The organism is Pseudomonas farsensis, assembly GCF_014268805.2.
In the GTDB taxonomy this organism is placed as follows: Bacteria; Pseudomonadota; Gammaproteobacteria; order Pseudomonadales; family Pseudomonadaceae; genus Aquipseudomonas; species Aquipseudomonas farsensis.
The window spans coordinates 1,389,758-1,413,370 of the sequence record NZ_JABWRF020000002.1; the positions used below are offsets into that span (position 1 = coordinate 1,389,758).

General features: G+C 60.7%; 19 protein-coding genes and 2 tRNA genes. 19 read left to right on the plus strand and 2 right to left on the minus strand.

What is annotated here, in order from left to right:
- Nucleotides 1-7 precede the first annotated feature (7 nt).
- From carB to HU719_RS15615, 3 genes are read left to right on the plus strand one after another with little or no spacing between them, the layout of a single operon-like run.
- Entirely contained in the window at nt 8-3,229 is a 3,222-nt protein-coding gene (gene carB / locus HU719_RS15605; protein ID WP_186521082.1) for a carbamoyl-phosphate synthase large subunit, read from the plus strand.
- Nucleotides 3,226-3,708 carry a transcription elongation factor GreA gene (gene greA, locus HU719_RS15610; RefSeq protein WP_186521083.1) on the plus strand — a complete coding sequence of 161 codons (483 nt, stop codon included), beginning with the start codon at nt 3,226-3,228 and terminating at the stop codon, nt 3,706-3,708. Before carB ends, greA begins: the two co-directional genes overlap by 4 nt.
- The gene (locus HU719_RS15615; RefSeq protein WP_186521084.1) at nt 3,686-4,126 is read left to right on the plus strand and encodes an MFS transporter; all 441 of its coding nucleotides are present in this window, start codon (nt 3,686-3,688) and stop codon (nt 4,124-4,126) included. The genes greA and HU719_RS15615 overlap by 23 nt, the downstream gene beginning before the upstream one ends.
- 38 nt (nt 4,127-4,164) lie before the next feature.
- Here the strand turns inward: HU719_RS15615 and HU719_RS15620 are convergent, their stop codons facing one another.
- The gene (locus HU719_RS15620; RefSeq protein WP_186521085.1) at nt 4,165-4,473 is read right to left on the minus strand and encodes a YhbY family RNA-binding protein; all 309 of its coding nucleotides are present in this window, start codon (nt 4,471-4,473) and stop codon (nt 4,165-4,167) included.
- Between the two features lie 101 nt (nt 4,474-4,574).
- Here HU719_RS15620 and rlmE point away from each other — a divergent pair, with 101 nt between their 5' ends.
- The 16 genes from rlmE (at nt 4,575) to HU719_RS15700 (ending at nt 20,548) form a co-directional block, all read left to right on the plus strand.
- Nucleotides 4,575-5,201 carry a 23S rRNA (uridine(2552)-2'-O)-methyltransferase RlmE gene (rlmE, locus tag HU719_RS15625; RefSeq protein ID WP_186521086.1) on the plus strand — a complete coding sequence of 209 codons (627 nt, stop codon included), beginning with the start codon at nt 4,575-4,577 and terminating at the stop codon, nt 5,199-5,201.
- A gap of 201 nt (nt 5,202-5,402) precedes the next feature.
- Nucleotides 5,403-7,313 carry an ATP-dependent zinc metalloprotease FtsH gene (gene ftsH, locus HU719_RS15630; protein ID WP_186521087.1) on the plus strand — a complete coding sequence of 637 codons (1,911 nt, stop codon included), beginning with the start codon at nt 5,403-5,405 and terminating at the stop codon, nt 7,311-7,313.
- An 8-nt stretch (nt 7,314-7,321) separates the two neighbouring features.
- Nucleotides 7,322-8,173, plus strand: coding sequence for a dihydropteroate synthase (gene folP, locus HU719_RS15635; protein ID WP_186521088.1), 852 nt, complete (start codon nt 7,322-7,324; stop codon nt 8,171-8,173).
- Nucleotides 8,174-8,189: 16 nt separating this feature from the next.
- Entirely contained in the window at nt 8,190-9,530 is a 1,341-nt protein-coding gene (glmM, locus tag HU719_RS15640) for a phosphoglucosamine mutase (RefSeq protein WP_186521089.1), read from the plus strand.
- A 66-nt stretch (nt 9,531-9,596) separates the two neighbouring features.
- Entirely contained in the window at nt 9,597-10,352 is a 756-nt protein-coding gene (tpiA, locus tag HU719_RS15645; protein WP_186535864.1) for a triose-phosphate isomerase, read from the plus strand.
- 3 nt (nt 10,353-10,355) lie between these two features.
- Complete coding sequence (gene secG / locus HU719_RS15650; protein WP_011532138.1) at nt 10,356-10,748, plus strand: preprotein translocase subunit SecG; 393 nt, start codon at nt 10,356-10,358, stop codon at nt 10,746-10,748.
- A gap of 20 nt (nt 10,749-10,768) precedes the next feature.
- Nucleotides 10,769-10,854 (plus strand) — tRNA-Leu (locus tag HU719_RS15655).
- Between the two features lie 98 nt (nt 10,855-10,952).
- Nucleotides 10,953-11,029: transfer RNA gene (locus HU719_RS15660), tRNA-Met, on the plus strand.
- Nucleotides 11,030-11,158: 129 nt separating this feature from the next.
- Nucleotides 11,159-11,617 carry a ribosome maturation factor RimP gene (gene rimP / locus HU719_RS15665; RefSeq protein ID WP_186521102.1) on the plus strand — a complete coding sequence of 153 codons (459 nt, stop codon included), beginning with the start codon at nt 11,159-11,161 and terminating at the stop codon, nt 11,615-11,617.
- Between the two features lie 59 nt (nt 11,618-11,676).
- Nucleotides 11,677-13,158, plus strand: a complete 1,482-nt coding sequence (nusA, locus tag HU719_RS15670) for a transcription termination factor NusA (protein WP_186521091.1) — start codon at nt 11,677-11,679, stop codon at nt 13,156-13,158.
- Nucleotides 13,159-13,185: 27 nt separating this feature from the next.
- Complete coding sequence (infB, locus tag HU719_RS15675; protein ID WP_186521092.1) at nt 13,186-15,735, plus strand: translation initiation factor IF-2; 2,550 nt, start codon at nt 13,186-13,188, stop codon at nt 15,733-15,735.
- A gap of 114 nt (nt 15,736-15,849) precedes the next feature.
- Nucleotides 15,850-16,248, plus strand: a complete 399-nt coding sequence (gene rbfA / locus HU719_RS15680) for a 30S ribosome-binding factor RbfA (protein ID WP_186521093.1) — start codon at nt 15,850-15,852, stop codon at nt 16,246-16,248.
- Between the two features lie 3 nt (nt 16,249-16,251).
- A complete protein-coding gene (gene truB, locus HU719_RS15685; protein ID WP_186521094.1) occupies nt 16,252-17,169 on the plus strand; it encodes a tRNA pseudouridine(55) synthase TruB in 918 nt (305 codons plus the stop codon).
- 148 nt (nt 17,170-17,317) lie between these two features.
- Nucleotides 17,318-17,587: a 30S ribosomal protein S15 gene (gene rpsO / locus HU719_RS15690; protein WP_186521095.1), complete on the plus strand. Its 270-nt coding sequence runs from the start codon at nt 17,318-17,320 to the stop codon at nt 17,585-17,587.
- 248 nt (nt 17,588-17,835) lie between these two features.
- Nucleotides 17,836-19,941, plus strand: coding sequence for a polyribonucleotide nucleotidyltransferase (gene pnp, locus HU719_RS15695; protein ID WP_186535863.1), 2,106 nt, complete (start codon nt 17,836-17,838; stop codon nt 19,939-19,941).
- Nucleotides 19,942-20,194: 253 nt separating this feature from the next.
- Entirely contained in the window at nt 20,195-20,548 is a 354-nt protein-coding gene (locus HU719_RS15700) for a BON domain-containing protein (protein WP_186535862.1), read from the plus strand.
- Between the two features lie 104 nt (nt 20,549-20,652).
- Here the strand turns inward: HU719_RS15700 and HU719_RS15705 are convergent, their stop codons facing one another.
- The gene (locus HU719_RS15705) at nt 20,653-23,595 is read right to left on the minus strand and encodes a DUF748 domain-containing protein (RefSeq protein ID WP_186535861.1); all 2,943 of its coding nucleotides are present in this window, start codon (nt 23,593-23,595) and stop codon (nt 20,653-20,655) included.
- Nucleotides 23,596-23,613: the final 18 nt, after the last annotated feature.

Consider the following 23,613-nt stretch of genomic DNA (forward strand, 5'->3'; position numbering starts at 1 on the left):
GACAACCATGCCAAAACGTACAGACATCAAAAGCATCCTGATTCTCGGCGCTGGCCCGATCGTGATCGGCCAGGCCTGTGAATTCGACTACTCCGGCGCCCAGGCTTGCAAAGCCCTGCGCGAGGAAGGTTTCCGCGTCATCCTGGTGAACTCCAACCCGGCCACCATCATGACCGACCCGGCCATGGCCGACGCCACCTACATCGAGCCGATCAAGTGGCAGTCCGTTGCCAAGATCATCGAGAAAGAGCGCCCGGACGCCGTACTGCCGACCATGGGTGGCCAGACCGCCCTGAACTGCGCCCTGGACCTGGAGCGCCACGGCGTTCTGGAGAAGTTCGGCGTAGAGATGATCGGCGCCAACGCCGACACCATCGACAAGGCCGAAGACCGTTCGCGCTTCGACAAGGCGATGAAAGACATCGGCCTTGAGTGCCCGCGCTCCGGCATCGCCCATACCATGGAAGAGGCCTACACGGTCCTCGAGAAGCTTGGCTTCCCATGCATCATCCGCCCGTCCTTCACCATGGGCGGCACCGGTGGCGGCATCGCCTACAACCGTGAAGAATTCGAAGAAATCTGCACCCGTGGCCTGGACCTGTCGCCGACCAAAGAGCTGCTGATCGACGAATCGCTGATCGGCTGGAAGGAATACGAGATGGAGGTGGTCCGCGACAAGAAGGACAACTGCATCATCGTCTGCTCCATCGAGAACTTCGACCCGATGGGCGTGCACACCGGTGACTCGATCACCGTGGCGCCAGCACAGACCCTGACCGACAAGGAATACCAGATCATGCGCAACGCCTCGCTGGCGGTGCTGCGTGAAATCGGTGTCGAAACCGGCGGTTCCAACGTGCAGTTCGGCATCTGCCCAGACACCGGCCGCATGGTCGTGATCGAGATGAACCCACGGGTATCTCGCTCGTCCGCCCTGGCATCGAAAGCCACCGGCTTCCCGATCGCCAAGATCGCTGCCAAGCTGGCTATCGGCTACACCCTCGACGAACTGCAGAACGACATCACCGGCGGCCGTACCCCGGCGTCCTTCGAGCCGTCCATCGACTACGTCGTCACCAAGCTGCCACGTTTCGCCTTCGAGAAATTCCCGAAAGCCGACGCCCGCCTGACCACCCAGATGAAATCTGTGGGTGAAGTCATGGCCATCGGCCGCACCTTCCAGGAATCGCTGCAGAAAGCCCTGCGCGGCCTCGAAGTCGGTGCCTGCGGCCTCGACCCGAAAGTCGACCTGGCCAGCGCCGAAGCTGCCGGCATCCTCAAGCGCGAGCTGACTGTGCCGGGCGCCGAGCGTATCTGGTACGTCGCCGACGCCATGCGTTCGGGCATGACGTGCGAAGAAATCTTTGCTCTGACCGGCATCGACATGTGGTTCCTGGTACAGATGGAAGATCTGATCAAGGAAGAAGAAAAGGTCAAGACCCTGGCCCTGTCGGCTATCGACAAGGACTACATGCTGCGCCTCAAGCGCAAGGGCTTCTCTGACCAGCGCCTGGCTGTGCTGCTCGGTATTACCGACAAGAGCATGCGCCGCCACCGCCACAAGCTCGAAGTGTTCCCGGTGTACAAGCGCGTCGACACCTGCGCCGCCGAGTTCGCCACCGACACCGCCTACCTCTACTCCACCTATGAAGAAGAGTGCGAGGCCAACCCGTCGACCCGCGACAAGATCATGATCCTCGGTGGTGGCCCGAACCGCATCGGCCAGGGTATCGAGTTCGACTATTGCTGCGTGCACGCGGCGCTGGCGCTGCGTGAAGACGGGTACGAGACCATCATGGTCAACTGCAACCCGGAAACCGTATCCACCGACTACGACACCTCCGACCGCCTGTACTTCGAGCCACTGACCCTCGAAGACGTGCTTGAAGTGTGCCGCGTCGAAAAACCAAAAGGCGTGATCGTCCACTACGGCGGCCAGACCCCGCTGAAGCTGGCCCGCGCCCTGGAAGAAGCCGGCGTGCCGATCATCGGTACCAGCCCGGATGCCATCGACCGCGCCGAAGACCGCGAGCGCTTCCAGCAGATGGTTCAGCGCCTGAACCTGCTGCAGCCGCCAAACGCCACCGTGCGCAGCGAAGAAGAAGCCATCCGCGCTGCCGGCACCATCGGCTACCCGCTGGTGGTTCGCCCCTCGTACGTACTGGGCGGCCGCGCCATGGAGATCGTCTACGAACTGGACGAGCTCAAGCGCTACCTGCGTGAAGCGGTTCAGGTGTCCAACGACAGCCCAGTACTGCTCGACCACTTCCTCAACTGCGCCATCGAGATGGACGTGGATGCGGTGTGTGACGGTACTGACGTGGTGATCGGCGCAATCATGCAGCACATCGAGCAGGCCGGCGTTCACTCCGGCGACTCGGCGTGCTCGCTGCCGCCTTACTCGCTGCCAGCCCATGTTCAGGACGAAGTCCGCGAACAGGTCAAGAAAATGGCCCTGGAGCTGGGCGTTGTCGGCCTGATGAACGTGCAGCTGGCCCTGCAGGGCGACAAGATCTACGTGATCGAAGTCAACCCGCGTGCCTCGCGTACCGTGCCGTTCGTGTCCAAGTGCATCGGCACTTCGCTGGCAATGATCGCTGCCCGCGTCATGGCCGGCAAAACCCTGAAAGAAATCGGTTTCACCAAGGAAATCATCCCGAACTTCTACAGCGTCAAGGAAGCCGTCTTCCCGTTCGCCAAGTTCCCAGGGGTTGACCCGATCCTCGGCCCTGAGATGAAATCCACCGGTGAAGTCATGGGCGTCGGCGACAGCTTCGGTGAAGCCTTCGCCAAGGCCCAGATGGGTGCCAGCGAAGTGCTGCCAACCAGCGGCACTGCGTTCATCAGCGTGCGTGACGACGACAAGCCGCAAGTGGCTGGCGTTGCCCGCGACCTGATCAACCTGGGCTTCGAAGTGGTTGCCACTGCCGGCACCGCCAAGGTAATCGAAGCGGCTGGCCTGAAAGTGCGCCGTGTGAACAAGGTGACCGAGGGTCGCCCGCACGTGGTCGACATGATCAAGAACGACGAAGTGTCGCTGATCATCAACACCACCGAAGGCCGCCAGTCGATTGCCGACTCTTACTCGATTCGTCGCAATGCGCTGCAGCACAAGATTTACTGCACCACCACCATTGCGGCCGGTGAAGCCATCTGCGAGGCGCTGAAATTCGGTCCGGAAAAGACCGTTCGCCGCCTTCAGGATCTGCATGCAGGACTCAAAGCATGAGCATTACCAAGTACCCGATGACCGTCCAGGGCGCTCGCGCCCTGGAAGAAGAACATCTGTTCCTGAGCAAGACCGAGCGCCCGCGCCTGAGCCAGGCAATCGGTGAAGCCCGTGAGCTGGGCGACCTCAAGGAAAACGCCGAATACCATGCCGCCCGCGAGGAGCAAGGTATGGTCGAGGCGCGTATCCGCGACATCGAGGGCCGTCTGCAGAACTCGGTGGTGATTGACGTCACCACCATCGCGCACACCGGCAAGGTGATCTTCGGTACTACCGTCGAGCTGGCCAACACCGAAACCGACGAGCGGGTTAAATACCAGATCGTTGGCGAGGACGAAGCCAACATCAAGCAGGGCAAGCTGTCGGCAAGCGCGCCGATCGCCCGTGCCATCATCGGCAAGGAAGAAGGCGACGTTGTCGTCATCAAAACGCCAAGCGGCACGGTCGAGTACGAGATTGTCGAAGTCCAGCACATCTGATCGGCGCCTGCGGGCGCCCTCGCTCGAAGGTATCCTCTGGCAGTTGGCCCAGGTTTTCTGGGTCGGCGGCCTTTGGGTGTTCCATGTCGGGCTGGTGCCCGCGCTCAAGGTCAGTGGGCTTGCGCCATTACTGGTGCATGACGTTGCTGCGCAGATCGACCGTTGGTTGATCGGCGTGGCAATGCTCGGCTTGCTGACGCAGTTGGCGGTATTGGCGAGGGTAGAAGGCCTGGCGGCCTGGTGGCGGCAGTTTCGCGGCCAGATGCTGTTGCTGGGGTTTTCTGCCTGCGTTGCCTATTACACGCTACGCTACGGTATCTCCGTAGGTGAGCGTTGGCAGATGTTCTGTTTTCTGGTGTTGGGCTTCTCTGGCATCGTGCTGGTGGCCCAGCCCGTACCTGTCAGGGCGCGACCCTAGCCGTTGCGGCTATGTCGCGCTCGCGCAGTATTCTGCTGTTACTTGAAGCGGTGGATATTGGACAGCTGCTTGTTCGGCTGTGGGTTCTTGCGGTAGATCAGCGCTTTCTTGCCGATGGTCTGCACCAGCTCCGCACGGCCAACCTTGCACAGCTCGGCGATGGCCGCAGCCCGCTCTTCGCGATCTTCGGAGCGAATCTCGACCTTGATCAGTTCATGATCGGCGAGGGCGCGTTCCAGTTCGGCAGCAACGCCTTCGCTGACGCCGTTGCCAGCAACGATCAGGACCGGCTTCAGGTCATGACCAATGGACTTGTATTGCTTCTTCTGCTCGTTATTGAGCGGCATAATCTGACCCTTTTCGTCTGATTCTGTAAAATTGACGGGCATTTTACCCGAGGGCCTGTGGCTCCGCCCAGTCAAACACGACGCATAAATCGAGGTGCCCCGTGGTACAACGTTCCAAAAGCAGCTCCAACTGGCTGCGCGAGCATTTTAACGACCCTTTCGTGAAGCAGGCGCAGAAGGACGGCTACCGTTCGCGCGCCAGCTACAAACTGCTTGAAATCCAGGAAAAGGACCGCCTGATCCGCCCTGGCATGAGTGTGATCGACCTCGGCGCAGCCCCCGGCGGCTGGTCGCAGGTGACCAGTCGTCTGATTGGTGGCCAGGGCCGTCTGATCGCCTCGGATATTCTGGAAATGGACTCCATTCCCGATGTCACGTTCATCCAGGGCGACTTCACCCAGGACGAAGTGCTGCAGCAGATCCTCGACGCTGTAGGCGATTCGCACGTGGACCTTGTGATTTCCGATATGGCCCCCAATATGAGTGGTACGCCCGAGGTGGACATGCCGCGGGCGATGTTCCTCTGTGAGCTGGCCCTGGATCTGGCAACCCGCGTGCTCAAGCCTGGCGGGGATTTCCTGATCAAGATTTTCCAGGGCGAAGGTTTCGATGTGTACCTGAAGGACGTGCGCAGCAAGTTCGACAAGGTGCAAATGCGCAAGCCATCGTCGTCGCGGGATCGCTCCCGCGAACAGTACCTGTTGGGCAAGGGTTTCAAGGGAGCGTGAAGGCGTTTTGCGCGGTGGGCGATAGTTATTTCCAATCGGCCACCGCGTCAGGATCGTCCGAACTTCGTGTAGTCTCGTTTCACAAAGGGTTACAGACGGTGCCTGCGGCTGCGTAGGTAATGTAGTAAGTTAGGGCGATGTATATCATGCGAGGCACGGCTGCGTGGTGCGCCGGCCTCAGAGGGTAGCGAATTGAACGACATGGCAAAGAATCTGATCCTCTGGTTGATCATCGCTGCCGTCCTTGTGACGGTGATGAACAACTTCTCCAGCCCTAACGAGCCGCAGACCCTCAACTATTCCGACTTTATCCAGCAGGTCAAGGATGGCAAGGTCGAGCGTGTGACCGTCGACGGCTACATCATTACCGGCAAGCGCAGCGACGGCGACAGCTTCAAGACCGTTCGCCCGGCTATCACCGACAACGGCCTGATCGGCGACCTGGTAGACAACCACGTCACTGTCGAAGGCAAGCAGCCTGAGCAGCAGAGCATCTGGACCCAGTTGCTGGTCGCCAGCTTCCCGATTCTGGTCATCATCGCGGTGTTCATGTTCTTCATGCGCCAGATGCAGGGCGGGGCGGGCGGCAAGGGCGGCCCGATGAGCTTTGGCAAGAGCAAGGCGCGCCTGCTGTCCGAAGACCAGGTCAAGACTACCCTGGCTGACGTCGCCGGTTGCGACGAGGCCAAGGAAGAGGTTGGCGAGCTGGTTGAATTCCTGCGCGATCCAGGCAAGTTCCAGCGCCTGGGCGGCCGCATCCCGCGTGGCGTGCTGATGGTAGGCCCGCCAGGTACCGGTAAAACCCTGCTGGCCAAGGCCATCGCCGGTGAAGCCAAGGTGCCGTTCTTCACCATTTCTGGTTCTGACTTCGTCGAAATGTTCGTCGGTGTCGGTGCCAGCCGTGTGCGCGACATGTTCGAGCAGGCCAAGAAACACGCCCCGTGCATCATCTTCATCGATGAAATCGACGCCGTCGGTCGCCACCGTGGTGCCGGCATGGGCGGCGGTCACGACGAACGCGAGCAAACGCTGAACCAGCTGCTGGTCGAAATGGACGGCTTCGAGATGAACGATGGCATCATCGTCATCGCCGCAACCAACCGTCCGGACGTGCTCGACCCTGCGTTGCTGCGCCCGGGCCGCTTCGACCGCCAGGTAGTGGTCGGCTTGCCGGACATCCGTGGCCGCGAACAGATCCTCAAGGTGCACATGCGCAAGGCGCCGCTTGGCGAGAACGTCAACCCGGCCGTCATCGCCCGCGGTACACCAGGCTTCTCCGGTGCTGACCTTGCCAACCTGGTCAACGAGGCATCGCTGTTCGCCGCCCGTGCCGGCAAGCGCCTGGTCGAGATGAAAGAGTTCGAACTGGCCAAAGACAAGATCATGATGGGCGCCGAGCGCAAATCCATGGTCATGTCCGAGAAAGAAAAGCAGAACACCGCTTATCACGAAGCCGGTCATGCCATCGTCGGCCGTGTAGTGCCTGAGCACGACCCGGTCTACAAGGTTTCGATCATTCCCCGTGGCCGCGCACTGGGTGTGACCATGTTCCTGCCCGAAGAAGACCGCTACAGCCTGTCCAAGCGCGCGCTGATCAGCCAGATCTGCTCGCTGTACGGCGGCCGTATTGCCGAAGAAATGACCTTGGGCTTCGATGGCGTCACCACCGGTGCGTCCAACGACATCATGCGTGCCAGCCAGATTGCCCGGAACATGGTCACCAAGTGGGGCCTGTCCGAAAAACTCGGCCCGCTGATGTACGCCGAAGAAGAAGGCGAAGTGTTCCTCGGCCGTAGCGCCGGCGGGCAGAGCACCAGCGTTTCCGGCGAGACCGCCAAACTGATCGACTCCGAGGTGCGCAGCATCATCGACCAGTGCTATGCCACGGCCAAGCAGATCCTCACCGAGAACCGCGACAAGCTCGACGCCATGGCTGAGGCGCTGATGAAGTACGAAACCATCGATGCCGACCAGATCGACGACATCATGGCTGGCCGTACCCCGCGTGAGCCGCGTGACTGGGACAACGATGCCGGTACTTCGTCTGGCAACCAGGCATCTCAGGGTGATCGCCCTGAGTCGCCGATCGGCGGTCCAGCGGCTCAACACTAAGGGTTTCTATGGTTTCCCAGCAGTACCCAACCCGGTTGCCTTGCGGCAACCGGGTTCTTGATTTGTCCCGTACCCATGTCATGGGTATCCTCAATATCACCCCTGACTCGTTCTCCGATGGCGGGCGCTTCAGCCAGCGTGACGAAGCCCTGCGCCATGCCGAGGCGATGGTGCTGGCCGGTGCCACGCTGATCGATGTGGGGGGTGAGTCGACCCGCCCCGGCGCCCGCGCCGTGTCTCCCACCGAAGAGCTTGAGCGTGTGGCGCCCATTGTCGAGGCAATCAACAGCCGCCTCGACGTGGTGATTTCCGTCGATACCTCAACGCCTTCGGTGATGCGCGAGTCAGCGCGCCTGGGGGCCGGCCTGATCAACGACGTGCGCGCCCTGGAGCGCGAGGGTGCTCTCGATGCCGCCGCCGCTACAGGGCTGCCGGTGTGCCTGATGCACATGCGTGGCGAGCCGGGTAACATGCAGGACAATCCGCATTACGATGATGTAACTGCCGATGTCGCGCGCTACCTCGAGCAGCGCATGGCGGCCTGTGCCGCCGTGGGCATCGGCGCTGAGCGCATCATTCTTGACCCAGGTTTTGGCTTTGCCAAGACGGTTGCGCATAACCTGAGCCTGTTCAAACACATGGAAGCGCTCTACCGCCTCGGCTGCCCGCTGCTGGTGGGCGTTTCGCGCAAGAGCATGATCGGCCTCACCCTGCAGCGCCCGGTTGATCAGCGGCTTTATGGCAGCCTTGCCTTGGCAGCCTTGGCCATGACCAAAGGGGCGAGCATCCTGCGTGTCCATGATGTCGCCGAAACGGTCGATGTGGTGCGCATGATTGCAGCGGTGCAGAGCGCCGAATAAGAACATTGGAGTCCCTATGAGCAGAAAATATTTTGGTACCGATGGTATCCGTGGCCGCGTGGGCCAGTTCCCCATCACCCCGGACTTCATGCTGAAACTCGGCTGGGCCGCAGGTATGGCCTTCCGCAAGCAGGGCCATTGCCGCGTGCTGGTGGGCAAGGACACGCGTATTTCTGGCTACATGTTCGAGTCGGCGCTTGAGGCTGGCCTGTCCGCTGCCGGTGCCGACGTGATGTTGCTGGGCCCGATGCCGACCCCGGCCATCGCCTACCTCACCCGTACCTTCCATGCCGAAGCTGGCATCGTTATCAGTGCCTCGCACAACCCCCATGACGACAACGGCATCAAATTCTTCTCGGGCAGCGGTACCAAGCTGCCCGACGAAGTCGAGCTGATGATCGAGGAGCTTCTCGACCAGCCGATGACCGTGGTCGAGTCCGGCAAGCTGGGCAAGGTGTCGCGCATCAACGACGCTGCCGGCCGCTACATCGAGTTCTGCAAGAGCAGCGTGCCCACCAGCACCAGCTTTGCCGGGCTGAAGATCGTCGTCGATTGTGCCCATGGCGCGACCTACAAGGTGGCGCCGAGCGTCTTCCGCGAGCTGGGTGCCGACGTCACGGTGCTGAACGCCGCACCAGATGGCCTGAACATCAACGAAAACTGTGGCTCGACCCATATCGAGTCGCTGCAGGCTGCCGTGCTGGTAGGCCATGCCGACCTTGGCATCGCGTTCGACGGTGATGGCGACCGTGTGCTGATGGTTGACCACACTGGCGCCATCGTCGACGGCGACGAGCTGCTGTATGTAATCGGTCGCGACCTGCATGACCGCGGCAAGCTGCAGGGTGGGGTGGTCGGGACGCTGATGAGCAACCTGGGCCTGGAACTTGCGTTCAAAGAGCTGGATATCCCGTTCGTGCGGGCCAAGGTCGGCGACCGCTACGTCATGGCCGAGCTGATCGAGCGTGAGTGGCTGCTGGGTGGTGAAAACTCAGGGCACGTCGTGTGCTGCAACCACACCACAACCGGTGATGCGATCATCGCCGCGTTGCAGGTGCTGATGGCCCTCAAACGCCGTGGCGAGAACCTCGCGCAGGCCCGTCAAGGGGTGCGCAAGTGCCCGCAAGTGCTGATCAATGTGCGCTTCGAAGCCGGCAAGAGCGACCCGCTGCAGAACCCGCTGGTGGTCGAGGCCAGTGCCAAGGCCACCGAAGCCATGGCCGGGCGCGGGCGCGTGCTGCTGCGCAAATCCGGGACCGAGCCGTTGGTGCGGGTGATGGTCGAAGGCGACGACGAAAGCCAGGTGCGCGGCCATGCCGAAGCCCTGGCTAAACTGGTTGCAGAAGTTTGTGCCTGAAATAGGCTTGCCAGCGCAGATCGGGTTGGGTAAGATCTGCGCCCACTTTGACCGACGAGGTAAAGCATGCGTCGCCCCATGGTAGCTGGTAACTGGAAGATGCACGGTAACCGCGCCAGCGTCGCTGAGCTGACTCAGGGCTTGGGCAAAATGCTCATTCCTAACGGTGTCGAAGTTGCGGTGTTTCCACCGGCCTTGTTCATCAACGAAGTTGTTGATGGGCTCAAAGGTACGGCGGTCATCGTTGGAGCACAGAATTCTGCAGTACAGCCCGAGCAGGGTGCGTTGACCGGCGAAGTTGCGCCGAGTCAGCTGGCTGAAGTGGGCTGCAAGTTGGTATTGATTGGCCACTCCGAGCGTCGCCAGATAATCGGCGAAAGTAACGAAGTGCTGAATCAAAAGTTTGCAGCCGCTCAGAAAAGTGGTTTGACGCCGGTGCTCTGTGTAGGGGAAACTCTAGCGGAACGCGAAGCGGGCAAGACGCTCGAAGTTGTAGGGCGTCAACTAAGCAGTGTTATCGACGCGTTCGGTATCAAGGCTTTTGCCAATGCAGTAATTGCCTATGAGCCTGTATGGGCCATCGGTACGGGTTTGACGGCCTCGCCACAGCAAGCTCAGGATGTGCATGCAGCCATCCGCAAGCAGTTGGCGGCGCAGGACGCCGAAGTTGCACAGAACGTGCAGCTTCTCTACGGCGGCAGCGTGAAGGCGGCCAATGCGGCCGAACTGTTCGGCATGCCGGATATTGATGGGGGGCTCATTGGTGGAGCTTCCTTGAACGCAGACGAATTCGGTGCAATTTGTCGCGCCGCAGGAAACTGAACAATGCTGGAAACAGTCGTAGTTGTTTTTCATCTGTTGGCGGCATTGGCACTGGTTGTCATGGTGCTGCTGCAACAGGGTAAAGGTGCGGAAGCAGGTGCATCTTTCGGCGCAGGGGCTTCTAATACTGTGTTCGGGAGTCAAGGTTCTGCTACCTTCCTGAGTAAAGTTACTGCTATACTTGCTGCCACTTTCTTTTTGACTGCACTTGGGTTAGGATACTTCGCCAAGCAGCAGGCACACCAGCTCACTCAAGCCGGTTTGCCAGATCCAGCGGTTTTGGAAGTCAAAGAGCAAAAGCCGGCCGTCAATGATGATGTACCGGTGCTCCAGCAGCAGAAGAGCGAAACCACCAACTCTGGTGATGTACCTCCTCCGGCAAAAGAGCAGCAGTAACGGGTTTCAAATGTAGTATTGCCGAGGTGGTGGAATTGGTAGACACGCAACCTTGAGGTGGTTGTGCCCATAGGGTGTAGGGGTTCGAGTCCCCTTCTCGGTACCAATTGAAGCAAGAGAGCCCGCTTTAGCGGGCTTTCTTGTAGGTGGAAGTTGGATTGACCCTGGACAGGGTTCGGTCTTATACTTGCGCCCCAGCTTTGTCGCGGGGTGGAGCAGCTTGGTAGCTCGTCGGGCTCATAACCCGAAGGTCGTTGGTTCAAATCCAGCCCCCGCAACCAGCTTCAGCGGAGCCCCTTTTCAGGGGCTTTTTGCTAGCTAACATTTTTCGGCGCCGTTGTCCGACGGCGCTTTCAGGGATGGGCGCTTCGCCCATTTTTTATTTGCACAGCATGCACGAGGGGGTTCAGGTGTCGAGCAAGCTAGAACAGTTGCAGGCCTTGTTGGCCCCGGTGGTCACGGGGCTGGGCTTTGAATGCTGGGGGATCGAATTCGTCTCCCAGGGCAAGCATTCGGTATTACGTGTCTACATCGACAAGGAAGGCGGCATTCTGGTGGACGACTGCGCTGAAGTCAGCCGCCAGGTCAGCAGCGTTCTCGATGTAGAGGACCCGATCAGCTCCGAATATACCCTTGAGGTTTCCTCTCCTGGCATGGAACGCCCGCTGTTCACCGTTGAACAGTTTGCCTCGCATGCTGGCGAACAGGTGAAGATCAAACTGCGTTCACCCTTCGAGGGTCGTCGTAACTTCCAGGGCCTTCTCCGCGGTGTGGAGGAACAGGACGTGGTGGTCCAGGTGGACGATCAAGAATTCCTGCTGCCGATCGACTCGATCGACAAGGCCAATATTATTCCCAGTTTTGACTGAGACGTGCCGAGCCCGACGGATTTTCCGGGCTCAATGGCTTGCGCAAGGCGAGGCGTACGATGAGCAAAGAAGTACTGCTGGTTGTTGAATCGGTATCCAACGAAAAGGGTGTACCGCCAGGCGTCATTTTCGAAGCGCTGGAAGTAGCCCTGGCTACTGCAACCAAAAAACGTTTTGAAGACGAAGTTGACCTGCGTGTGGAAATCAACCGCCACACCGGTAGCTACGAGACTTTCCGCCGCTGGACCGTGGTCGACGAAAACGACCTGGACGACCCAGCCATCGAAACCTGGCTGGAAAAAGCCCACCAGACTCATCCGGACGCCAAAGTCGGCGACGTGATCGAAGAGAAGATCGAGTCGATCGAATTCGGCCGCATCGCTGCGCAGACCGCCAAGCAGGTCATCGTGCAGAAGGTCCGCGAAGCCGAGCGCGCCCAGGTGGTTGACGCCTACCGCGAACGTGTTGGCGAGATCATCTCCGGTACCGTCAAAAAGGTTACCCGCGACAACGTTATCGTCGACCTGGGCAACAACGCCGAAGCGCTGTTGGCCCGTGAAGACATTATTCCCCGTGAGACCTTCCGGGTTGGCGTGCGTCTGCGCGCGCTGCTCAAGGAAATCCGCACCGAGAACCGTGGTCCTCAGCTGATCCTGTCGCGTACCGCGCCACAGATGCTGATCGAGCTGTTCACCATCGAAGTGCCGGAAATCGCTGAAGGCCTCATTGAAGTCATGGCCGCATCCCGGGATCCGGGTTCGCGTGCCAAGATCGCCGTCCGCTCCAAGGACAAGCGCATCGACCCGCAAGGTGCCTGTATCGGCATGCGTGGTTCGCGCGTCCAAGCCGTATCCGGCGAGCTGGGTGGTGAGCGTGTGGATATCGTCCTTTGGGACGAGAACCCGGCGCAGTTCGTCATCAACGCCATGTCGCCGGCAGAAGTTGCCTCGATCATCGTTGACGAGGACGCCCATGCGATGGATATCGCCGTAGCCGAAGACAACCTGGCCCAGGCCATTGGCCGTGGCGGTCAAAACGTTCGCCTGGCCAGTCAGCTGACTGCCTGGACCCTGAACGTGATGAGCGAAAAGGACATCCAGGCCAAGCAACAGGCTGAAACTGGCGACATCCTGCGTAATTTCATTGATGAACTGGAAGTCGACGAAGAGCTGGCACAAGTCCTGGTCGACGAAGGCTTTACCAGCCTTGAAGAAATTGCCTACGTACCGTTGGAAGAAATGCTCAACATCGATGGCTTTGACGAGGAGATCGTCACTGAGCTCCGCGCTCGGGCCAAGGACCGTTTGTTGACCAAAGCCATCGCTACCGAAGAAAAACTGGCAGACGCCCATCCGGCTGAAGACTTGCTCTCCCTCGAGGGCATGGACAAAGACCTGGCGGCCGAACTGGCGGTGCGCGGCGTGGTTAACCGCGAAGACCTGGCCGAGCAGTCGATCGACGACCTGCTCGACATCGACGGCATCGACGAAGAGCGTGCCGGCAAGTTGATCATGGCCGCCCGAGCCCACTGGTTCGAGTAATTAGGCGCGGCCTGAGGAGAGAAGTGCATGACGCAAGTCACGGTGAAAGAACTGGCCCAAGAGGTCGAGGCACCGGTAGAGCGCCTGCTGCAGCAGATGCGTGAGGCAGGTCTGCCGCACACCGACGCCGGTCAGGTAGTGACCGACAATGAGAAGCAGACTCTGCTGACTCATTTGAAAAGCAGCCATAAAAGCAAGGTGGAAGAGCCGCGCAAGATTACCTTGCAGCGCAAGACCACCAGCACCCTGCGTGTCGCCGGTAGCAAGAGCATCAGCGTAGAAGTACGCAAGAAGAAAGTATTCGTGCAGCGCAGCCCGGAAGAAATCCAGGCCGAGCAGAAGCGCGAGCTGGAAGAGCGCCGCGCGGCTGAAACTGCCGAGCGCGACCGCATCAACAACGAAGTGCGCAACCGCAACGACGAGCAGGCTCGCCGTCAGGCTGGCGACGCTCCGGCTGCGGCGCCTGCTGCCAAGCCTGCGCCGGCGCCGGCTGCTGCCGCGCCTATCGTGGCCGATGCACCGGTGTCCGAAGACGCCGCTGCCCGTGCTGCCGAGCGCAAGAAAGACGAGACCCGTCGCAACGAAAGCCGTACCCGTGACGACGACCGTCGTGGCGGCGGTGGTGCAGCTACCGGCGAACGCCGTGGCGAAGCCCCTCGTGTGTCGATCAAGGTCAAGGTCAAGGAGAAGGAAAAGGCTCCGACTCCACGCGCTGCGCCACGTACCACCGATGAAGAAAGCGATGGTTTCCGTCGTGGTCGCGGTGGCAAGGGCAAAGGCAAGAAGCGTAACCAGCATGGCTTCCAGAGCCCGAGCGGTCCTGTCATCCGTGACGTGACCATCGGCGAGACCATTACCGTCTCGGACCTGGCTCAGCGCATGTCGGTCAAGGGCGCCGAAGTCGTCAAGTTCATGTTCAAGATGGGCACCCCGGTGACCATCAACCAGGTACTGGACCGCGAAACCGCTCAGCTGATCGCCGAAGAACTGGGCCACAAGGTCACGCTGGTCAGCGACACCGCGCTTGAAGACTCGCTGGCCGAGTCGCTCAAGTTCGAAGGTGAGACTGCCTCCCGTGCCCCGGTTGTTACCGTCATGGGTCACGTTGACCACGGTAAGACCTCGCTGCTCGACTACATCCGTCGTGCCAAGGTTGCTGCTGGCGAAGCCGGTGGTATCACCCAGCACATCGGTGCCTACCACGTCGAAACCGACCGTGGCATGGTCACCTTCCTCGACACCCCGGGCCACGCCGCGTTTACCCAGATGCGTGCCCGTGGTGCCAAGGCGACCGACATCGTCATCCTGGTGGTGGCTGCGGACGACGGCGTGATGCCGCAAACCCGCGAGGCCGTTCAGCATGCCAAGGCTGCTGGCGTACCGCTGGTGGTTGCAGTGAACAAGATCGACAAGCCAGGTGCGGACCTCGATCGTATCCGCAACGAGCTGTCCGTCGAAGGCGTGACCTCCGAGGAATGGGGTGGCGACACTCCATTCGTCAAGGTTTCGGCCAAGATGGGTACCGGTGTTGACGAGCTGCTCGAAGCTGTCCTGCTGCAGGCCGAGATTCTCGAACTGACCGCCACTCCGACCGCTCCTGGCCGTGGTGTCGTGGTTGAATCGCGCCTGGACAAGGGCCGTGGCCCGGTTGCCACCATCCTGGTTCAGGACGGCACCCTGCGTCAGGGCGACATGGTCCTGGTCGGCTCCAACTATGGCCGCGTACGTGCCATGCTCGACGAGAACGGCAAGCCTGTGAAGGAAGCTGGCCCGTCGATCCCGGTCGAGATCCTTGGCCTGGATGGCACCCCGGACGCCGGTGACGAGCTGTCCGTGGTTGCTGACGAGAAGAAAGCCCGCGAAGTTGCCCTGTTCCGTCAAGGCAAGTTCCGTGAGGTCAAGCTGGCCCGTGCTCACGCCGGCAAGCTGGAAAACATCTTCGAGACTATGGGTCAGGAAGAGAAGAAAACCCTCAACATCGTTCTCAAGACCGATGTGCGTGGTTCTCTCGAGGCGCTGCAAGGCTCGCTCGGCGGCCTGGGCAACGACGAAGTGCAGGTCCGCGTGATCGGTGGCGGCGTCGGTGGTATCACCGAGAGCGATGCCAACCTGGCGCTGGCGTCCAATGCGGTGCTGTTCGGCTTCAACGTGCGTGCCGATGCGGGTGCACGCCGTATCGTCGAGCAGGAAGGTCTGGATATGCGTTACTACAACGTGATCTACGACATCATCGAAGACGTCAAGAAGGCCCTGACCGGCATGCTCGGCAGTGATGTTCGCGAGAACATCCTGGGTGTTGCCGAAGTGCGCGACGTGTTCCGTTCGCCGAAGTTCGGCGCCATCGCTGGCTGTATGGTCATCGAGGGTACCGTGTACCGCAACCGTCCGATCCGCGTACTGCGCGACGACGTTGTTATCTTCGAAGGCGAGCTGGAATCGCTGCGTCGCTTCAAGGACGATGCTGCCGAAGTGCGTAATGGCATGGAGTGCGGTATTGGCGTCAAGAGCTACAACGACGTCAAGGTCGGCGACAAGATCGAAGTGTTCGAGAAAGTCCAGGTGGCTCGTACCCTCTGAGGGTGAGCCCGTTGCCAGCGCCGTTCGCGGCGTCTGGCAGCGCCTCTGCAGGCAGCGCCCGGTCAGGCTTCGGCTTGACCGGGCGTTTGCCGCTTTAAGTTACAGGTAGCAAAAATGGCAAAAGAATATAGCCGTACCCAACGCATAGGCGATCAGATGCAGCGCGAGCTGGCCGAGCTGATCCGCCGTGAAGTCAAAGACCCGCGTGTTGGCCTTGTGACCATCACTGCCGTCGACGTCAGCCGCGACCTTGGCCACGCCAAGGTCTTCATCACCGTGATGAGCCCGGACGATGCCGACACCGTACCGCAGACCGTCAAGGCGCTGAACAGCGCGGCGAGCTTCCTGCGCCTGCACTTGGGCCGTTCCATGCAACTGCGCAGCGTGCCGCAACTGCACTTCCACTTCGACGAAAGCGTCAGCCGCGGTGTACACCTGTCGGCCCTGATCGAACGTGCCGTCGCCGAAGACCGGTTGCACAAGGATGACGAACAGCCGGACACCAAGGAGTAAGCGGTGGCCCAGGTCAAACGTATCCGCCGTAACGTCAGCGGCATCATCCTGCTCGACAAGCCGCTGGGGTTCACCTCCAACGCTGCCCTGCAGAAAGTCCGCTGGCTGCTCAATGCCGAGAAAGCCGGCCACACCGGCAGCCTCGACCCGCTGGCCACTGGTGTGTTGCCATTGTGCTTTGGTGAGGCGACCAAGTTCTCGCAGTACCTGCTCGATTCCGACAAGGGCTACGAGACGGTCATGCAGATGGGCCAGACCACCACCACCGGCGATGCTGAGGGCGAAGTGCTCAAAAGCCGTGAGGTGACCGTTGGTCGCGCCGATATCGAAGCGGTCATTCCGCGTTTTCGCGGTGAAATCCAGCAGATACCGCCGATGTACTCCGCCCTCAAGCGCGATGGCCAGCCGCTGTATAAACTGGCGCGTGCAGGAGAGGTAGTGGAGCGCGAGGCGCGTTCTGTTACTATTAGCCGGCTTGAGCTGCTTGAGTGCGAAGGCACCCGGGCGCGCCTGTCGGTTGGCTGCAGCAAAGGCACCTATATCCGTACTCTGGTCGAGGATATGGGCGAGGCGTTGGGCTGTGGAGCCTACGTTGCCGAGCTGCGCCGCACCCAGGCAGGCCCCTTCGAGCTGGCCCAGACCGTGACCCTCGAAGCGCTGGAACAAGCCCACGCCGAGGGTGGCAACGAAGCGCTAGACCGCTTCCTGATGCCGTCCGACAGCGGGTTGCTCGACTGGCCGCTGGTGCAGCTGTCCGAGCACAGTTCGTTTTACTGGCTGCATGGCCAGGCAGTACGTGCCCCAGAAGCGCCGCAGTTCGGCATGGTTCGGGTGCAGGATCACAATGGTCGCTTCATCGGTATCGGTGAAGTGAGCGAAGACGGGCGCATTGCGCCGCGTCGCTTGATTCGGTCGGAATGACCGAAACCACAGGGCGAGGTTCAGGCTTTGCCCTGCGGGTTCGAGGATGGCTGTCAGTAGGCACGGTCATTCCTCTTCTTATTAATACAGGGATTGAATCCCTGGCCTATTGGGCCCGCTTGCGGGTTCCGTTATCAGGAGAAGCCAAATGGCCCTCAGCGTCGAAGAAAAAGCTCAGATCGTTGCAGACTATCAGCAAGCCCAAGGCGACACCGGCAGCCCGGAAGTTCAGGTTGCCCTGCTGACCTTCAACATCAACAAGCTGCAAGGCCACTTCAAGGCCAACGATAAAGACCACCACTCCCGTCGTGGTCTGATCCGTATGGTCAACCAGCGTCGTAAGCTGCTGGATTACCTGAAGGGTAAAGACACCACTCGTTACAGCGCCCTGATCGGTCGCCTGGGCCTGCGTCGCTAATAGCGGCCTGGCCAGTGGTGTTGCATGGCGTGTCGCATGCTTCGGTAGCGCTGCTCAGCAGTGCTGCCGTCGGGCACGTCGCGCGATCTGCGAGGTTGGCAGTCTGGTGTGTCGTGCGGTTTATCCGCTCGGCGCCAGGCTCCCAACCTCGTGTTGTATCTGGACGGTCAATGGAGCCGATACTCCGTTCTGCCCACCCATTCGCAAGAACCAGTTCCCCCAAGAGCCACTGAAGAAGGTAGGAAACCGTGAACCCGGTAATCAAGACGTTCCAGTTCGGTCAATCGACCGTTACTCTCGAAACGGGCCGCATTGCCCGTCAAGCCTCCGGCGCAGTGCTGGTCACCGTCGACAACGATGTCACCGTGCTGGTGACCGTGGTCGGTGCCAAGCACGCAGACCCGAGCAAAGGCTTCTTCCCGCTGTCCGTGCACTACCAGGAAAAAACCTACGCCGCCGGCAAGATCCCTGGTGGCTTCTTCAAGCGTGAAGGCCGTCCTTCCGAAAAAGAAACCCTGACTTCGCGCCTGATCGACCGTCCGATCCGTCCGCTGTTCCCAGAAGGCTTCATGAACGAAGTGCAGGTTGTCTGCACCGTCGTGTCGACCAGCAAGAAGACCGACCCGGACGTCGCCGCCATGATCGGCACCTCGGCTGCCCTGGCAATCTCCGGCATCCCGTTCGAAGGCCCGATCGGCGCTGCCCGCGTTGCCTTCCACGAAAGCACCGGCTACCTGCTGAACCCGACTTACGAGCAGCTGCAGGCTTCGAGCCTGGACATGGTCGTAGCCGGTACCGAATCGGCTGTACTCATGGTTGAATCGGAAGCCAAAGAGCTGACCGAAGACCAGATGCTGGGCGCCGTGCTGTTCGCCCACGACGAATTCCAGGCCGTGATCAAAGCGGTCAAAGAGCTGGCTGCCGAAGCTGCCAAGCCGACCTGGGACTGGAAACCGGCCGTTGCCAACACCGAGCTGTTCAACGCCATCCGCGCCGAGTTCGGCGAGGCTGTTTCCCAGGGCTACACCATCACCGTCAAGGCCGACCGCTACGCGCGCCTGGGCGAGCTGCGCGATCAGGCGATCGCCAAGTTCTCCGGTGAAGAAGGCCAGCCTTCGGCTGCTGAAGTCAAAGAAGTCTTCGGCGAAATCGAATACCGCACCGTGCGCGAGAACATCGTCAACGGCAAGCCGCGTATCGACGGCCGTGACACCAAGACCGTGCGTCCGCTGAACATCGAAGTCGGTGTTCTGCCAAAAACCCACGGTTCGGCACTGTTCACCCGTGGCGAAACCCAGGCGCTGGTAGTTGCCACCCTCGGTACTGCGCGTGACGCACAGCTGCTGGACACCCTGGAAGGCGAGAAGAAAGACCCCTTCATGCTGCACTACAACTTCCCGCCGTTCTCGGTGGGCGAGTGTGGTCGCATGGGTGGCGCCGGCCGCCGCGAAATCGGCCACGGCCGTCTGGCCCGTCGTTCGGTCCAGGCCATGCTGCCTGCCGCTGACGTGTTCCCGTACACCATCCGCGTCGTTTCGGAAATCACCGAATCCAACGGTTCCAGCTCCATGGCTTCGGTCTGTGGTGCTTCGCTGGCCCTGATGGACGCTGGTGTGCCAATGAAGGCGCCGGTCGCCGGTATCGCCATGGGCCTGGTCAAGGAAGGCGAGAAGTTCGCCATCCTCACCGACATCCTCGGTGACGAAGACCACCTGGGCGACATGGACTTCAAGGTAGCCGGTACCGCCAAAGGTGTTACCGCGCTGCAGATGGACATCAAGATCAACGGCATCACCGAAGAGATCATGGAAATCGCCCTGGGCCAAGCCCTGGAAGCGCGCCTGAACATCCTCGGCCAGATGAACGAGATCATTGGCCAGTCGCGTACCGAACTGTCGGCCAACGCTCCGACCATGATCGCGATGAAAATCGACACCGACAAGATCCGTGACGTCATCGGTAAAGGCGGCGCCACCATCCGCGCTATCTGTGAAGAGACCAAGGCTTCGATCGACATCGAAGACGACGGCTCCATCAAGATCTTCGGCGAAACCAAGGAAGCGGCAGAAGCTGCCAAGCAGCGCGTCCTGGGTATCACCGCAGAGGCCGAGATCGGCAAGATCTACGTCGGCAAGGTCGAGCGCATCGTCGACTTCGGCGCCTTCGTCAACATCCTCCCAGGCAAAGACGGCCTGGTGCACATCTCGATGCTGAGCGATGCTCGTGTCGAGAAAGTCACCGACGTGCTGAAGGAAGGCCAGGAAGTCGAAGTACTGGTACTGGACGTGGACAACCGCGGCCGTATCAAACTGTCGATCAAAGACGTAGCCGCTGCCAAGGCATCGGGCGTTTAAGCCTTAAGGCTTATAGAACGACCCTTCGGGGTCGTTTTTTTTGCCTGCGATTTCTCAAGCACACTTGCATCTTGCATGCAGGAAACCGCCCCGGCTTGCAAAATGCACGAAGGGTGTATCAACGATTTTCTCGTAAGTCATTGTTTTTAAAGGCTTCAAGCGAAACGGAAAAGCTGGCACAGGCCATGCAATATCCCTGTTACCTGACGCCACCAACCCTGGCGCAGATCTTTCGACAACAGGAGTGACCCACATGAAGAAGTTCGCTATTGCTGCCGCTGCTGCTACCGCTCTGACCCTGACCATGACCAACGCAGCATTCGCGCAACAGGCGGCCACCCAAGCCCCAATGATGCTGGCTGCCGGTGAAGTGACCAAAGCCAAGGAAGAGACCAAAGACACTTGGATCACCACCAAGGTGAAAGCGGATCTGCTGACCGAGAAAGGCATTCCAGGTAGCGACATCAAAGTCGAAACCAACAAGGGTGTTGTTTCCCTGTCCTCGACCGTTGCCGTGACCGAATCCCAGAAAAAAATGGCTGTCGACATCACCAAGAAAATCGAAGGCGTGAAAGCTGTTTCGGCTGACGGCCTGAAGGCTGAATAAGGATTAGCCCATAAGCCAAAGGATTGGCCACCGCATAAACAAGAGCCCCGGCATTGGCCGGGGCTTTTGTTTATGCGGGGTTATTTGGCGCCTTCACCGGGGGCTTATTCGGCATCCAGGTGCATTGGCGTCACTACCCGGCCATCGCTTTCAGCCTGGCCCAGCGCTGCATCGATGAAGTACACGCGGTCATCTTCAAGCTGCCCACGGTCGACCAGGTAGTCCTTGATGCTGCTGGCCCGCTCCTGGCCAAGGGTACGCAGCAGGGCTGCGCTTTCTGCCCAGGATTTGATCACCGCTTCGCGCAGCTTGTCGGCGCGCTCGCTGCGGCTGAGTTGTTCCCATTGCGCCGGCGGTTGCTGTTTGAGGCGGGTGCGGTAGATGCCTTCGAGCATGGCTGGCTTGTCGCTGTCGTCGACCACCAGCAGTGAAGGGTTGGCAGGCACCTTGTCGCCGCGGCGCTGCAAGATCTTGTACCAGGTGGCCTGGTACTCACGCTCCAGCCGCTGCTGGGCGATCAATGGGCCGTCGCTGTTCTGCGCGGCGGTGCCTTCGATTTCCAGGCGCAGTTCAGGGCGTTCCTTCAATGCTGCGGCCAGCTTGTCCAACGCCTCCTGGGCATCGGGGCTGAGGTCGCTGGAACCCGGCGCGAACGACACGTTGCCAAGATCAGCCGCGCCGCCCCCGGAGACCAGGCCACCGAGCATCTTGAACGGCGCCTGGGCCGCACGCAGCACCAGGTTGCGCAGGGTCTGCCAGACAATCGGCATGACGCTGAACTGCGGGTTGTTCAGGTCGCCCGTCACCGGCAGTTCGATGGAGATCGTACCGTTGGTGTCCTTGAGCAAGGCCACCGCCAGGCGAATCGGCAGGTCGACGGCGTCCGGGCTGTCGACCTTGTCACCCAGCTGCAATTGCTCGATCACCACTTTGTTCTGCGCCTTGAGCTGGCCATTGGTGATCAAGTAGTGCAAATCGAGGTTCATCCGGCCTTTGCGGATGCGCAAGCCGGCGAACTTGCCGGAGTAAGGGGTCAGGTTGGTGAGCTCGACCCGCTTGAAGCTGGTGGCGATGTCCAGGCTGGCCATCGGGTTGAACGGGTTGAGCGCGCCCTTGATGGTCACTGGCGCATAGCGGTCTACCTTGCCCTTCACCTCGACCTTGGCCGGTGTCGGCTGGCGGTTGTCGATGGTGCCGATCTGGCCGTTGAGCTGTTGCGCGGCAGTGGCGAAGTTGGGCGTCAGGGTCAGGTCGGCGAAGTTGGCCGAACCCTCCTTGATGTCGATCTGGCCGATGCGGATGCCCAGCGGTTTTTCAGCGCTGCTGGCGGTGCTGGCCTTTTTCTGGCTGGCCGGTGCCGCAGCACCTGCTGGCTGCGGGATCAGCAGGTCATCGACGTTGGTGGTGCGGTCTTCGTTGATGATGAAGCGGGCGTAAGGCTGCATCAGCGTGACCTTGTCGATGGTCAGGGCATCGCCATGCACATACGACAACCCGTCGACGTTGACCTGCTGCCATTTGACGAAGTCGCGGCTCTTGATGGTGTCCAGCGTATGCAACTGGTTGACCTGGGCCTTGCCGGTGATGGCGAAGGCCAGCGGCGAGGTGTTCTTCAGGTCGACGTTGAGGTCGCTGGCGAGCATGCCGCTGCGCAGTTCCAGGCGAATGTACGGGCTGATATAGGCCTGGGCCACGCGCAGGTCGATGTCGCGGGTGCTGACATCCAGCTTGGCAGTGACAGGCGCCAGGTTGACCTGGCCTGTGGCTTGCAGCTTGCCTTGCTTGCCCACGCCGGTATCGAGCTTGAGCTGGAAGGGCGAGCCGTTGAGGCTGTCGAAGTTTTTCAGGTCAAGGTTGAGCGGGCCGACATCCAGCGCCACGGGCTCCTTCTGGCTGCGGTCGGCCAGGTGCACCATGTAATTGCGCGCCTGGACGTCCTTGAGCAGCACTTGCCAGGGTTTGCTCGGCGCCTTGGCGGCCTTTTCCTTGGCGCTCGGTTCGGCGGCTGCCGGTTCGGCTTTTTCCTTGGGGGTGGCCTTGGCCGGTTGGCTGGCGAACAGTTTCTGCCAGTCGAGCTGGCCGTCCTTTTCGAGCGCGGCCCAGGTTTCGAGCTTTTCGCTGCGCACCTTGCCCACGGTTACCAACTGCTTGGCCAGGTCGATGGAGGTTTCGCTGACTTCAAGGCTGGCCAGGCGCGCCAGCTTGCGACCGTCCGGGGCGTTGATGGCAAACGGGGCGACGCGCAGCGACACCTTGTCGAGCAGTAGCTCGGTTTCTTTGGCCAGGTTGATCTTGTAGTGCGCGTCCAGGCTGACCTGGCCGTCTTCCAGCACCAGCGGCACGGCATCGCGCACATAAGGCCAGAACAGCTTCATTTTGCCGTCGGTGACTTTCAGGGTGCCTTCGGAGGCGATTGGCGCCAGGCTCAGGGTGCCGGCCCAATCGATGCGCCCGCCATTGGGGCCGTTGGCCACCAAGGTCATGTCGGCGTTGTCGTCCGGCAGCGTGCTGAGGTTTTTAAGCTCAAGGTCGAGCGAGTCGTAAAGAAACTCGATGGGTTCGCTGGGGCGCAGGTCTTCGAAGTGCAGGTAGCCATCGCTCAGCTTGATGCTGCCGATGCGCAGTGGGAACGGGTCGCTGGGCGGTTGCTCCGGCTTGGGCTCGCTCGGCGGCAGCTTGAACAGGCGGGTCAGGTTGAGGCTGCCGTCCTTGGCGAACAGCAGCTCGGTGCGCGGTTTGTCGAGCTCTACCGCTTGCAGGTGCAGCGCCTTGGACCACAGGCTGTCGAGCGACAGGTTGGCGTAGAGGCGTTCGAAGCCCACTTGCTCCTTGCCCGGTTCGCCGATCTGCAGGCCCCAGAGGGTCAGCTCCAGGCTGAACGGGTTGAGCTCTATGCGCTGCAAGTGCGCCGGCAGCGTGGCGTATTGCGCCAACTGCTGGTTGGCGATGCGCAAGGCAATGCCCGGGAGGATAAGAAAGCCAAGCAGGCTGTACAGGGCCACGAGGGCCAGCAGGGCGCCGACGGCGCGGGTCAATCCTTTGGGCATGTGTCGCATCGTCTGTAT